Origin of the sequence: Mucilaginibacter sp., assembly GCF_028288105.1 — a bacterium.
In the GTDB taxonomy this organism is placed as follows: Bacteria; Bacteroidota; Bacteroidia; order Sphingobacteriales; family Sphingobacteriaceae; genus Mucilaginibacter.
Genome location: NZ_JAQBOI010000262.1, coordinates 1 through 13597 on the forward strand (window position 1 = coordinate 1; position 13597 = coordinate 13597).

The window sequence follows — 13597 nt, forward strand, 5'->3', positions numbered from 1 at the left end:
TTACGAAGCGCTTTTTCTTTGCTCTTCAGATCCTGATCTAAAGCATTACTCTCGATCAGTTTCTGTTCTGCGTAGAAATCATAATTACCGCCATAAACGGTTATACCCTTTGGGCCGAGTTCATAAATAGCATTAAGTAGATTTAATAAAGTTCTGTCGTGGCTTACTACCACCAAAGTATTGGTAGTGGACTTTATATAATCATATAGGATGTTTCTGCCGAGCATATCCAAATGATTGCTTGGTTCATCCAATAAAACTATATCCGGCCGGTGAATAATGATCCCCGCCAAAAAAACTTTTGTTTTTTGTCCGCCGCTAAGGGCTCCCATTTTTTGAGACAGATCTAATTCCTCAAGCTTCCAATGTGCGAAAGCTTCTTTGCACCGTTCTTCAATTGCCCAATCATCGTCAAGCAAGGTCATGTTTTGGTCGGTCACGTTACCATCAAGAATTTCGTTAAACGCTTTTAGCTTATCCTCAACCCCCAAGGCCTTGGCAATACTATAATCGTTAAACTGGCCAAAAAGTTGCGGTACATAATACGGTTTCGAACCAGCTTTTACATGTCCGATTGAAGGGTGTAAGTTTCCGGATAATATTTTTAGAAGGGTAGATTTCCCTGCCCCGTTATTGCCTATTAATGCAATTTTATCTTGTTTGTTTATGACGAGATTTATATCAGCAAACAATAAATCTCTGTTGGGGTGTACGTAAGTAACACCTTGTAGAATAAGCATAATTTCTTTCTTTAAAGAGTGAATAATTACAGTAGCCTACCGTATAGGTTTCCGTTTATTTTTCTGAAAGAAATTATTATTACATATGTGCTTATGTTGTTATTTGAGCAAAAGTAAGAAAAAAGTTTGCTGTAGGCAAAAGCAATACAATAGATCTGTTTCAGACATCTACACTTTGTCTGTTATTAAATTTTATTTCCTCTAATGTTGCCTTATAAGCTGCTCCCCATTCGTCCATCGCTTTCAATACGGGTAACAGGGTCCTCCCCAATTCGGTTATAGAGTAAACTACCTTTGGAGGCATTTGCTGGAAGATCTCCCGCGATACCAATCCGTATTCTTCAAGCTCGTTAAGCTGAATATTCAATATCCTGCGCGATGCTTCCGGTAATAATCGTTGTAATTCACTTGGGCGGCGCGATCCTTGATACAGTAAATACATCAGGCAAGGCTTCCACTTGCCATATAGAACATCTTTGGTAAAGTCAACACCGCTCTCGTATTTTGGAATAATTTTCTTTTCGTACATCGCGTTCGTATATATATATCGTTACACCCTATCCAAAGATACTCATGATTTTCAGGCAATAAATGCTTTTTCAATCTTCCTGGTATCCTCCAGCATTAAAAACTTACTAATTAGTCCGTTCTCAATGGTAAAGCGCATACAAAAATTGGTTGAAAATGATTTCCCCGTTGCTTTAACTTGCCTGCCGGCTATGCCAAAAACTGCCGCCTGATTGTTGTCAATAAAGATATGATCTAATTCAAATTGCTCTTCTCCATCTACGTGTGCATCAAATAGTAAACGTAATCCATCTACAACTTCAGAACGGCTGGATCTTCTCCCTGTCCAGGGCATTAAATCCGACTCCGCTATATACCAATCAATTTTTTCAGAGAAGAACGAAGCTATGCCTTCGGCATCTTTCTGACCTACACTTTGAAAATATGCATTAAGTATATTTTGAGTTTCCTGGCTTTGGGTTATTGTTTCCATTTTTATTGCTTTTTATTTTACAAAGATTGGTACAATGAAAGGCATTGACAATAACGGAAGAATTGTTACCAATGGAACAATTTTTTCCCTATAGATGGATGAGGTTTATAATATCGGTGTTGTGGCTTAGGCCAATTTGCTGAGCGATTAAAACTTCATGCGTTTTAATTAATTATGATAGGGTTTAACACTGTGAAATTAGACTTTTTTTCCAAAAGAGATTTCACGTAATTATAATTTATATAGCATAGTTGAATGTAAAATAGCTTTTAATCCAATTTATCCAGCGCCCGTATTTTTGCTTTATACGCGGTCGGCAATAAGGCATCCCTAAAAAAATGGTTTAATTTTACGACCCCTGATAGTTTATAAGCGAATAGAACCATCCGAAAACTATCGGCACTTTTGAGGTGAAGCAGGTCTTTTACCATGGGCGGCACAACAAGTGCCTGTACTTTTCTCATAAGCCAGTACCTCGGGTAGCCCAAATGCTTAAGATATTGTTTAAAAAGATCGCGTGTTAAATCTCCGTATTCCAGGTTTTGCTGCAGATGCCCTGCCCTCATAATTATCCAGGCTTCGTAATCTATAGGCAAATCTTTAAGGCCCATGCGCATCCCAACCTTGTAAAACACATTATAAACGTCTCTTTTTTCCCCTGTGGTTAATTTTCGTTTAAGCAACTCGTAAGACCTGATGGAATAATCTATCAGCATAAATAATACGTCGCGGTAGGCCCAATCGGGGATCTGGCTTCCACGTGAAGATTCTACCTGTTGGTGAATAGCGGCTATCTGGTCAATAGCAGCATTGGCATTATCATAAGTAGAAAATAGGATCTTGTGCGCATAAGTCACGGTCGAAAATAGCCTGTCCAGCGGATCTGCAGGCAATTTACCTGTAAAGTAGAGCCAATCAACTGCTTTATTAAGCGCGAATTCGGCAGCGGCTCCCGCAAAAATAAAAAGCACGGTATCACCCTCGCCCCAAATCTTTCGCACTATAGAATGTTCGTCAACAAAATATTTCATATGCTTCTTAATATTTCTCCCGTTAGCCAAACTGCAAATGGCGTCAACAATACCAACGGCTATTTTAACCTATTTATTTGGTAGGATGTATTAATAAGCTATTATTAATTATGGTGTGGTATAAAAAAAGCGGCGCCCCCAATTAGGAACGTCGCAACATAAACCAACTTAACCAAACTTAATACCCCGGGTTTTGCTTTAATTGCGGGTTAACATTAAGAATATCTCTGCCGAGGGGGAAAATCTCTGTATGGATATCCCCATCCGGTTTTTTATCCCACCATGTGCCGGTATTAAAAACGCCCCAACGGATAAGGTCGGTTCGTCTCCGGTTCTCTCCTATGAATCCTCTACCCCACTCGTCCAGCATTTCCTGATCGGTCAGCTGGCTGCCGTCCAACTTATACAAGCTTGGAGATCCGTCTGGATAATTACGCCGCCTTACCTGGTTTAGCAGCGCTGCTGCAACGGATTTATCGCCTTTACGATACAAGCATTCGGCAAGTGTGTAGTATTTCTGATAACCGCACTTCCGCGTATGCAGACGTAATGCGGTTGGGGTCGGGTGTAGGGTATATTGGGTATTTTAGTAAAAATACGCCCGAGTTGTGGTCGGCATGGTTCATGTTCGACTCCTTATCAGCGATCTTCTTACCGGGTTTGGTATCCAGGAACATCCCACCTGATCGCGAATAAACAGCGGATAGGGCCCTTTGTTACCCTTAACAGTATCAGTACGATCAACGCCATTTACTGTATGGGTGTAAGGCAAATAACCTATTTTATTTACCGCTGGTCTTAAAAAAATTACAGATCATACCTTTGATATTAAAAAGCTTTTATTTTTGAGATGGCAGGATACTTTTTCGCCGCTATGCTGTATGCCAAGTCGGGAACAAACTATTCTATTTCACCACGCTATAGTACACCATAAAAAGAGATAATATATTGCAACACATTGCGGCTTAGCTGCGTCCTATAATTAGCAACCAACCATATTATGAGCCTTTCCAAAAAGTATTTTTTTACTTGTTTAATATTAATTTGCGCAGTAGCACAAATGTCTGCACAAAGCTTACCCGATTCCCTCACAAAAAAAATCGATGCCTTATTTAAAAAGTGGGATAATAACGGCAGCCCGGGGTACGCTTTGGGTGTTGTAAGGAACGATTCGCTTATTTTTGCAAAGGGATATGGGATGGCTAATCTTGAATATAATATCCCAATTGCACCCGAAACAATTTTTCACATGGCTTCGGTATCCAAACAGTTTACGGCTTTTTCAATTGTGCTGCTGGCCAGGCAGGGAAAGCTAAACCTTGACGATGATATTCATAAATATCTTCCCTGGTTTCCGGATCTGAAAGTAAAGATCACGGTGAGAAATCTTTTAAACCATACCAGCGGCATCCGCGACCAATGGCAACTACTTGCAATAGCCGGCACCCGGTTACATGACGTGATCACGCAGGATCAAATAATAAAAATATTAGGCAAACAGCGCGCACTTAATTTTAACCCGGGCGAAGAATGGAGTTATTCAAACAGCGGGTATACTATGCTGGCCGAAATTGTACGCGCTGTTAGCGGCAAAAGCCTGCGAAAATTTACCGACTCGGTTATTTTTAAACCGTTGGAAATGAAAAACACACACTTTCATGACGATTATACCGAAATAGTACCAAACCGCTCTTACTCTTATGACCGGAAGGATGATACACATTTTCAAAATAGCACCCTCAGCTATTCCGTTGCTGGTGCTACGAGCTTGTTTACCAATGTGGATGATATGAGCAAATGGGTGATGAATTTTTATAATCATAAAGTGGGCGATCAGCGGGATATAGAACAATTAACACAAAAAGGCAAACTAAATAGCGGCAAAGAACAAAATTATGCTTTAGGCATTTCTGTTGATGATTACAAAGGGCACAAAAGATATTCGCATGATGGTGGTGATGCCGGTTACCGCACCAGCGTTAGTGTTTTCCCCGACCAAAAGATGGGTTTCATCGTTTTCAGTAACCTAGGCGATGCAGACCCCGGGGGTAAGGCTGCACAGATAAGCAACCTTTTTATTAAGGGCCTTTCGCCGCCAAAAAAAACACTCAAACCTGCTGTTGCCGATAGCACCCCTGACATATTCAACGATACCTTGGCTATAAAAAAATTCCTTGGGAATTATATTGCAGATGATGGCATCCGCTTTGGCTTTCAACTAAAAGATAAAAAACTTTATTTGGAGCAGAATGGGCATATTAACCAGTTAGCAAGAGGGACAAAAGACACCCTGGTTATGCCAAAATTTCCGGATGTGAGGTTTGTTTTCAAGGTAAAAAGCCCGAAAGAAACCATACTTGACGAATATTGGCCCGACGGATATCGCCAGCTTGTAAAATATAACGCAGATGCAAAACAAACTGATAAACAATTGCTTGCTTATACGGGTAACTATTATTGTCCCGAACTGGATTGCAGCTACCAGATCGTTTTAAAAGATCATCGTTTACTGCTTACCAATAGCAAATACAACGATTCCCCGCTAAATTTATATGGCGACGATCAATTAACCAACGACTTCTGGTGGATGTCTAATTTAAAGATCCTCAGAAATAATAAAAATCAGATTACCGGGTTTGAGGTTAATTCAGGGCGAATAAAGCATCTGCTGTTTAAAAAGACCCGGGATTAAGGGATTTTTAAGTGCGATAAAAATGGATTTGCATTGCCTGAAAATGCTTTGATTAGCCTTGTCAAATGTGATGGCCAATGGCCCACGGGTACGCATGAGTTAACTAAAGTTCAGGGAATGTTGCTGGTTGCCGTTATTTATTTTTAAAGTTCTTAATTAGAACATAAATTGAGAATACAAACACAATTATGTAAACAATTGCTAATCCTGTTTTCTCAAATTTTAAATTTTCAAAATCGAATTGCTTAAACAATGTCACACCTAAAATGATTGCTACAATACTAAAAGTAAACGAGAGTGTCTTTTTCTTTTCCATATTTGTTGAAGGTGAAATTAATAAATAAAATTTTTAAAGCACAGTACTATCTACTTTTCAAAAAGAATCACTTCAATCAATAGTCTAAGGATTTTTCCAATAAATGTCGAACTAAAATTGACCGAACTTTAACTGTTTGGGTCCCAGATTTTTATTGGCATAAAAAAAGGAAACAACCATTATCTGGTGTTTCCTTTAGTAGCCCGTAGGGGAACACAACGTGAAGACATCGGCAAATATCGGAAACAAAAAAGAGCTTAGATATATCTTAAACACAGTTTTTGTTCGATCTGTGTTTCCTTTGTTGGTACAAGGAATGTAATTTTTTGTTACTTATTTGTTACTCGTTCGATTTTTTAACTACTTTCACGTTAAATAAAAATCGCAATGAGTGTAAAGCTTAGGAAAAGAAGCATATCGGGTAACAGATATAGCCTGTATTTAGATATTTATGAAAACTCAACAAGGAGTTATGAATTTCTTAAAATTTATATCCTTAAAAAGCCACGTACTCCTTTAGAAACACAATCAAATAAAGATAACCTGAAACTGGCCGAAACAATCAAAGCCAAAAGGGAATTAGAGATCAACAGCCACGGAAGCGGATATGTACCTCGGGATAAACAAAAAGTAAATTTTTTATTATACTTCGAGAATTTTTCAAAAAATTACACCAAGAAAGATGTTAGGTTGGTTTGGGGTGCTTACAACTACTTTAAAGTCTTTGTTAATGTTGACTATTTAAAGCCCGGTGATATAACGGAGGATTTACTGATTAGATTTAAAGAATTTTTAGAAAGTAAATTAAAGGGAGAAACGCCAGCAAATTACTTTAGCAAATTAAAAAAGGTTCTTCGTCAGGCCCATAAAGAAAAAGTGTTTATTGATAATCCCGCCTTATATATAGTTAACAAAAAAAATGACAATATTAAAAAAGACATTCTTACTGCTGAGGAAATCCAAATCCTCGCAAGCACCAATTGTTCAAACGCCGAAGTAAAAAGAGCTTTTTTGTTTTCCTGCATAACAGGTTTACGTTTTTGTGATATTGCAAGGCTTGCTTGGCAAAGCATTCATGGTGACATGATGAAAATAACACAGCAAAAAACAAATGTACCTGCGTTAATTAACCTCAACAGTACTGCAATTAAAATTTTAGGAACAAGGGCTAACAACAAAGATTTGGTATTTAGTCTTCCCTCCCATACAGCTTGCTTAAAACATTTAAGGAACTGGGTATGTAATGCTAAGATTACCAAGAAAATAACATGGCATTGCGCCAGACACTCGTTCGGCACCAATTTGCTATTCTATGGCACGGATGCAAAGACGGCTTCTGGATTATTAGGCCATACAAGTATGAAATATACCGAAAGGTATCTCCATATAGCTGACTCGAGAAAGGAACAAGCTATTAATAACCTGCCGGAAATAATTTTCTAATCTTTCAATTTGATTTAGAACGTTTAATATTGTGAGCAATATATTTATTCCCGGATTTAATGAGCTTACTTTATTTAGATTTTTTAAATCAAATTGACAATCAATTTTCGTTATTTCAAAAGACTTACTATGCTGTAATTGATGATGATATAGAGAATGGGCTTTTATTAAAAGACCTGCTATATGAATGGTATCATGAAGATATTAGGGAAAGCCCTTTAATATCGATCATGGATAGTATTGTAGATTTTGAAGAGCGTGGGGCATTCGTCTCTGAGATAAAAAGTTGCTTACTAAGTAACCATATCGGTGCAATTGAATTCACCAAAGTAATATTAGAGCGTCAATATGCATTCATTCAAAAAGAGTGTTCATCAACATTAAATTATTATTTAAATAATATTGATGAAAGTTACATACTATTAGAAAATATGTTCTCCGCAAATGACAATTTAACGGATCAAGAAATATTAACAGCGGTAAAAATTCATTTTATAGAGGCTTTCATTACACTTGAAGAAGAATTTTATTTAGGATATCCTCTTTATTCAAAATCAATTATTACTGAAAACCTCCCTATTCCCAATTCTTACATACCCGAATATATCAGGCTAGCATATGCCGAAGAAAATCATAAGGACGTCATTGAAATGATTTACAATATTTTAATACAGGGGTATATTGAACCTATAACTCTTGGAGATTTCGCACTATATTTTACTTCAAACCGTCCTTTAAGAAAAATTCAGTGGTTAAAAAATGACATTTTACTATTAATCCTTTTCGAAGGAAAGCTTATCTCTCTAAGAGAAGGTCCAAAAGAACTAAGTATTAATGTAATTAATCGCCCATTAAAACTTATATGTGATGTTTTTCTTAACAAGAATGGCCAAAACTTTGTACGTAGAAATTTAGATCGAAATAAAAAAAACCTTAACTCCGCTAGCAATCAAGGCGCAGAAGAAATAGAAGGACTGCTAATTGATGTCTACAAACGTTTTATAAAAAATAGTCGCACTTAGTCGCTGCGACACATGCCCCTCTAATAAGGCATTTTGTTTTTTCAATTTTAACCCGTGGTCCACAAGAACCAGGCAGTCGACGGCCTATAAATTGAAAACAAAATGTCAGAATTTAAAACATTATTAGAAAGGATAGAGGACTTGTATGGTGCTCAAAAATCCGTCCTCACACTGGCCGAATTGAGCCGGTACACTGGTTTAAGTAAAAGCTGCTTATATAAATTAACCAGCTCACGCAAAATCCCCTTCAGCTGCCCTAATGGTAAAACGCTTTTTTTTGAAAAAGCTGCTATAAATAGGTGGCTCTTAAGTAACCCAGTGCGCACAGCAGATGAGATTGATATTGCTGCTGCAAATTATGTAGTGTTGAACCCTAACCACAGGAGGCAAGCGTAATGGAATTACTGGAAACCATGTATCATTTTTCCAAAGCTTCTTATTTGTTACCCGTTAAAATAAAAACACCTGTAACTTCTTAAGTTACAGGTGTTAAGGATTAATTTAAAGTAGCCCGTAGGGGAATCGAACCCCTGTTTCTAGAATGAAAATCTAACGTCCTAACCCCTAGACGAACGGGCCATTTTAGGGTGATAAACCTGTTATTTCAGATTTAGTTCCCCTTATTTTGGGATTGCAAAGATATACGTTTCCCGATAAATTAAAAATAAATTTTCAGAAAAAATTTATTCCGTGACATTGCCCTTAAAAATCGGCTGTTTACAACAAACAAAAAACACCTTTGGCTATTTATAATTTCAATACTTATAAGCTACCTTTATATAAACACTTGACCTTATGAAAGCAGTTTGGAACAATCAGGTAATTGCCGAAAGCAACGACACTATTGTAGTAGAAAACAATCATTATTTCCCAAAGGATAGCGTAAAGCCCGAATTTTTAAGAGAATGTTCTACTCAAAGCACCTGCCCATGGAAAGGTGTAGCCTCATACTACACCATTGAGGTTGATGGAAAACAAAACCAGGATGCAGCATGGTATTATTCCGAGCCTAAAGAAGCAGCGGCACACATTACCAATTATGTAGCCTTTTGGAAAGGGGTTCAAATAATCAACTAATATGAAGCAATACGATTGTATAGTTATAGGATCGGGTCAGGCAGGCACCCCATTGGCTAAAAAATTGGCCGAAGCCGGTAAAAAAACCCTACTTGTAGAGAAACGCTTTATTGGTGGCACCTGTGTAAACGATGGTTGCACACCTACCAAAACCATGGTGGCCAGTGCCCGTGTAGCATACCTTGCCGGTAAATGCAACGATATGGGCGTTACCATAAAGGGCTTTAAGGTAGATATGCGCCAGGTTAAAAAACATAAGGACGATATAGTTCTCAAATCGCGCAATGGCGGGCAAGCGTCGGTAGAGAGAACCAAAAACCTCGATCTGCTTTTTGGCGATGCCACTTTTATCGATAAAAAAACCATTTCGGTACAGCCCAAAGCAGGCAAAGCAAAAGAGTTTAAAGCTGACCGGATATTCCTCAATGTGGGTACTAAAACCATTATTCCTAATGATATTGAGGGCCTGGATGATATTGATTATTTAACCTCAACCACCATCATGGATCTGGAGAAAGTACCGGGGCACTTATTGATCATCGGCGGAAATTACATCGGGCTGGAGTTTGGGCAAATGTTTCGCAGGTTTGGCAGCAAGGTTACTATACTGGAAAAGTCGGGCCGTATACTATCAAAAGAAGATGAGGATATATCAAAAGAAATGACTCATATCCTGGAAGAAGAAGACATCAAAATTTATTCCAACGCCAAAACCACTAAATTTAAAAACAAAGCTGGTGGCAAGATAACTGCCACTGTGATGGTAGATGGCGAAGAGCAAAAGATAAAATGCACGCATGTGCTCATCGCCATAGGCAGGTCCCCGCAAACTACCACACTTGGCTTGGATAAAACAGGTGTAAAAACGGATGAAAGGGGCAACATCATTACAAACGACAAGCTGGAAACCAATGTAAAAGGTATTTATGCCCTTGGCGATGTAAGAGGCGGCCCGGCATTTACACATATTTCTTACAACGATTACACCATCGTATACCGCAATCTTATCGAAAAACAAGATCTAAACATTACAGACAGGCCTATACCCTATTGCATGTTCACCGACCCGGAGTTGGGCCGTGTAGGTATCTCTGAAACCGAAGCAAAAAAGCAGGGCCTTAATTACAAAGTGGCCATACTGCCTATGGCACATGTTGCCCGGGCTATAGAAACCGGCGATACCCGCGGCATGATGAAGGCTGTGGTTGATGCTGATACCAAAAAAATATTAGGTGTTGCCGTTGTAGGCACCGAAGGCGGCGAAATAATGTCTGTACTGCAAATGGCAATGGAGGGCGGTATTACTTACGATAGGATCCGTTACTGTGTGTTTGCGCACCCCACCTACTCCGAATCGCTCAATAACCTTTTTATGACCCTGGAGGATTAATTGCCTTTATGATAAAAGTTGAGCATCTCGTAAAAACCTTTGGCACAACAAAGGCCGTTAATGATATTTCCTTCGAGGTGAACGAGGGCGAAAACATGGTGCTGTTGGGTACCAGCGGCTGCGGCAAAACCACCACATTAAAAATGCTTAACCGTTTGATAGAACCCGATAGCGGAAAAATAGCTATCAACGGGGAAAACATTCTTGAACAGCCACCCGAACTACTGCGCCGTAGTATTGGCTACGTGTTGCAAAACAATGGTCTTTTCCCACATTATACCGTTGCCGAAAATATTGCCATTGTTCCAAACCTGCTAAAATGGGACAAGGCCAAAACTCAAAACCGCATCAACGAGCTACTGGAAAAGCTGCATTTAACAAAAGACCATTTAACCGCTTATCCAAACGAACTAAGCGGCGGGCAACAGCAACGGATAGGCTTGGCACGCGCCCTGGTTGCCGACCCACCGGTGCTGCTAATGGATGAACCTTTTGGCGCGCTTGATAATGTTACCCGTTCAAAAATACATGGTGAGTTTAAGGCGCTGGATGAGCTGAAACGCAAAACCATTATTATGGTTACCCACGATGTGCAGGAAGCGTTTGAACTGGCCGATCGTATCGCTTTAATGGATAAAGGCAAAATAGTACAGATAGGCTCGCCTGCCGATTTACTGTTTAATCCGGTGAATAGCTTTGTGAGCAGTTTTCTGAAGGAACAACGCCTGCAGTTGGAATTTAAAACCATTAAGCTGATCGATATTTGGGAACACCTGCCCGATAGCGGAAAGAAGATAAACACCTCATTGCTATCTGCACAATTGGATGTTTGGGAAGCTTTGGAAAATTTTAAGTTTTACTCAAAAGAGAATCTCAATATTATTAACCGACAAAATAAGGAAGTTAAATCTACCACGTTTGACCAGTTAATGGCCGCGTTTTCACAATATAAAAACCAGCAGCCGCATGAATGAGCACCAGCAAACTTTGTGGGAATTTATGCAGCAACAGGCCGATAAACTGGGTATGCAAACGCTGCAGCACATCGGGCTAACATTTATATCGCTGTTTATAGCCGTGCTTATTGGTTTGCCGCTGGGTATATACATCACCCGCAAAAAACAATTTTCGGGTTTTGTTTTGGGGATTGCAGGCATTTTGCAAACTATCCCCAGCATTGCCTTATTGGGTTTTATGATCCCTGTTTTAGGCATTGGCGCAAAGCCCGCCATCGTCGCGCTTTTACTATACGCTTTGCTACCCATCATCCGCAATACCTACACGGGTATTACCGGGGTTGATGCAGCCGTTAAAGAAGCCGCTATTGCCATGGGTATGAACAAATGGCAAGTATTATTCAAAGTAGAACTGCCATTAGCTATGCCCGTTATATTGGCCGGCATCCGTACAGCAACGGTTATTAACGTGGGTGTTGCTACGCTCGCATCGTACATTGCGGCAGGTGGCCTGGGCGAATTTATTTTCGGCGGCATCTCGCTTAACAATACCAATATGATATTGGCAGGGGCTATCCCCGCGGCATTGCTGGCCATTATCTTTGATTTCCTGCTATCACTTGTACAAAAACTTAACTTTAAAAAGATAAAAGGAGCGGTTAGAATAGCCCCTGTACTTTTGATCCTGCTCTCTGGTCTATATTTTATCCCATCAGCCTACGGCGGAAAATTAACCGCCGGCTTTACCCCCGAATTTATGGGCAGGCAGGACGGCAACCTGGGCTTGATTAGCAAATACGGATTAAAGATCCACACCATAGTTATCAGCGATGCCGTAATGTACAAGGCAGCTCAGGAAAAGGAGCTGGACGTGATAAGCGGCTACTCTACCGATGGCCGGTTAAAGGCATACAACCTGGTAGTTTTAGATGATGATAAAAAGATCTTTCCACCCTACTATGCAGCGCCTGTTGTGCGCGAAGATGCCTTGAGAAAGTTTCCCGAGCTGGAAAAAACGCTGAACCTTTTATCGGGCACGATAAATGATTCTGTAATGACCGAGTTAAATTACAAAACCGACTACCTTCACCAAACGCCGGAGCGGGTAGCTAAAGATTTTTTGGTGGCTAAAAAGCTTTTTAAGCCGGAGCGTGGCGGTAACGAAGGTGTGGTGCGTATAGGCTCAAAAATATTTGGCGAACAGTACATTTTAGTCAGCATGTACACCATGCTGATAAAAGGGTATACTAATTATAATGTGGCTACAAAAACCGGCCTTGGCGGCACCAAAATAGTTTTTGATGCCATGACGAACGACCAGATAGATGTTTACCCGGAATATACCGGAACAGGCTTGCTGGCCATATTACAGGCACCCACAAAAACGGTTACAGCATTGCAGGTAAGTAAGGATAGCACCTACAATTATGTACAAAAAGAATTTTTAAAGCGTTATCAAATAAAGTGGTTAAAACCAATTGGGTTTAATAATGCGTATGCATTAATGATGCGCCAGAAGCAGGCAAATGAGCTGCACATTAAAACAATTTCGGACCTGAAAGGGTTTTTGGAAAAGAAGTAATATGATTGATTTAGCCGACTGTTATAAGAAAGTACGCCAGCGTACCGAAGCTATTTGCGAACCATTGCAAACCGAGGATTACGTGGTACAACCTGTAGTTGATGTTAGTCCACCCAAGTGGCATATTGGGCACACCACATGGTTCTTCGAAACCTTTATTCTTAAGCCTTATTTCACCGAGTACCAGGAATTTGACCCTAACTACAATTATGTTTTTAATAGCTACTACGAAACCGTGGGCAATCGCGTTATCCGTACGGATAGGGGGAATTTAAGTCGCCCTACGGTTATCGATATTAAACTTTATCGCAAGTATGTAGATGATGCCATGTACAATTTTATTGCCTG

Annotated in this window: 15 protein-coding genes and 1 tRNA gene; 9 read left to right on the forward strand and 7 right to left on the reverse strand. The window is 39.6% G+C overall.

Going from position 1 to position 13597, the window contains the following annotated elements; translation table 11 throughout:
• From JWQ85_RS17745 to JWQ85_RS17770, 6 genes are all read right to left on the reverse strand, one after another.
• Positions 1 to 740 (reverse strand): ATP-binding cassette domain-containing protein (locus JWQ85_RS17745; RefSeq protein WP_299470344.1); only part of this gene is annotated, 740 nt, incomplete at its 3' end.
• A gap of 160 nt (positions 741 to 900) precedes the next feature.
• A complete protein-coding gene (locus tag JWQ85_RS17750) occupies positions 901 to 1269 on the reverse strand; it encodes a helix-turn-helix domain-containing protein (protein ID WP_299470345.1) in 369 nt (122 codons plus the stop codon).
• 51 nt (positions 1270 to 1320) lie between these two features.
• Positions 1321 to 1740, reverse strand: coding sequence for a nuclear transport factor 2 family protein (locus JWQ85_RS17755; protein WP_299470346.1), 420 nt, complete (start codon positions 1738 to 1740; stop codon positions 1321 to 1323).
• A 269-nt stretch (positions 1741 to 2009) separates the two neighbouring features.
• Positions 2010 to 2771, reverse strand: coding sequence for an oxygenase MpaB family protein (locus JWQ85_RS17760; protein WP_299470347.1), 762 nt, complete (start codon positions 2769 to 2771; stop codon positions 2010 to 2012).
• Positions 2772 to 2949: 178 nt separating this feature from the next.
• Complete coding sequence (locus JWQ85_RS17765) at positions 2950 to 3264, reverse strand: RagB/SusD family nutrient uptake outer membrane protein (protein ID WP_299470348.1); 315 nt, start codon at positions 3262 to 3264, stop codon at positions 2950 to 2952.
• The gene (locus JWQ85_RS17770) at positions 3254 to 3448 is read right to left on the reverse strand and encodes a hypothetical protein (RefSeq protein ID WP_299470349.1); all 195 of its coding nucleotides are present in this window, start codon (positions 3446 to 3448) and stop codon (positions 3254 to 3256) included. Before JWQ85_RS17770 ends, JWQ85_RS17765 begins: the two co-directional genes overlap by 11 nt.
• A gap of 383 nt (positions 3449 to 3831) precedes the next feature.
• Here JWQ85_RS17770 and JWQ85_RS17775 point away from each other — a divergent pair, with 383 nt between their 5' ends.
• From JWQ85_RS17775 to JWQ85_RS17790, 4 genes are all read left to right on the forward strand, one after another.
• Positions 3832 to 5463 (forward strand): serine hydrolase, encoded by a 1632-nt coding sequence (locus tag JWQ85_RS17775; protein ID WP_299470350.1) that lies wholly within the window; start codon positions 3832 to 3834, stop codon positions 5461 to 5463.
• A gap of 703 nt (positions 5464 to 6166) precedes the next feature.
• Positions 6167 to 7222, forward strand: coding sequence for a site-specific integrase (locus tag JWQ85_RS17780; protein ID WP_299470351.1), 1056 nt, complete (start codon positions 6167 to 6169; stop codon positions 7220 to 7222).
• A gap of 59 nt (positions 7223 to 7281) precedes the next feature.
• A complete protein-coding gene (locus JWQ85_RS17785) occupies positions 7282 to 8244 on the forward strand; it encodes a hypothetical protein (protein WP_299470352.1) in 963 nt (320 codons plus the stop codon).
• 102 nt (positions 8245 to 8346) lie between these two features.
• Positions 8347 to 8640, forward strand: a complete 294-nt coding sequence (locus JWQ85_RS17790) for a helix-turn-helix domain-containing protein (protein ID WP_299470353.1) — start codon at positions 8347 to 8349, stop codon at positions 8638 to 8640.
• 111 nt (positions 8641 to 8751) lie between these two features.
• Here the strand turns inward: JWQ85_RS17790 and JWQ85_RS17795 are convergent.
• Positions 8752 to 8823, reverse strand: a tRNA-Glu gene (locus JWQ85_RS17795).
• Positions 8824 to 9039: 216 nt separating this feature from the next.
• On the opposite strand from JWQ85_RS17795, the gene JWQ85_RS17800 reads away from it, so the two are divergent.
• The 5 genes from JWQ85_RS17800 to JWQ85_RS17820 form a co-directional block, all read left to right on the forward strand.
• Positions 9040 to 9321, forward strand: a complete 282-nt coding sequence (locus tag JWQ85_RS17800; RefSeq protein WP_299470354.1) for a DUF427 domain-containing protein — start codon at positions 9040 to 9042, stop codon at positions 9319 to 9321.
• 1 nt (position 9322) lies between these two features.
• The gene (locus JWQ85_RS17805) at positions 9323 to 10711 is read left to right on the forward strand and encodes a mercuric reductase (RefSeq protein ID WP_299470355.1); all 1389 of its coding nucleotides are present in this window, start codon (positions 9323 to 9325) and stop codon (positions 10709 to 10711) included.
• 8 nt (positions 10712 to 10719) lie between these two features.
• Positions 10720 to 11685: an ABC transporter ATP-binding protein gene (locus JWQ85_RS17810; protein WP_299470356.1), complete on the forward strand. Its 966-nt coding sequence runs from the start codon at positions 10720 to 10722 to the stop codon at positions 11683 to 11685.
• On the forward strand, positions 11678 to 13249 hold the full coding sequence (locus JWQ85_RS17815) for an ABC transporter permease/substrate-binding protein (RefSeq protein WP_299470357.1): 1572 nt from the start codon (positions 11678 to 11680) through the stop codon (positions 13247 to 13249). The genes JWQ85_RS17810 and JWQ85_RS17815 overlap by 8 nt, the downstream gene beginning before the upstream one ends.
• 4 nt (positions 13250 to 13253) lie before the next feature.
• The coding region (locus JWQ85_RS17820) for a DinB family protein (protein WP_299470358.1) at positions 13254 to 13597 on the forward strand (344 nt) is incomplete at its 3' end.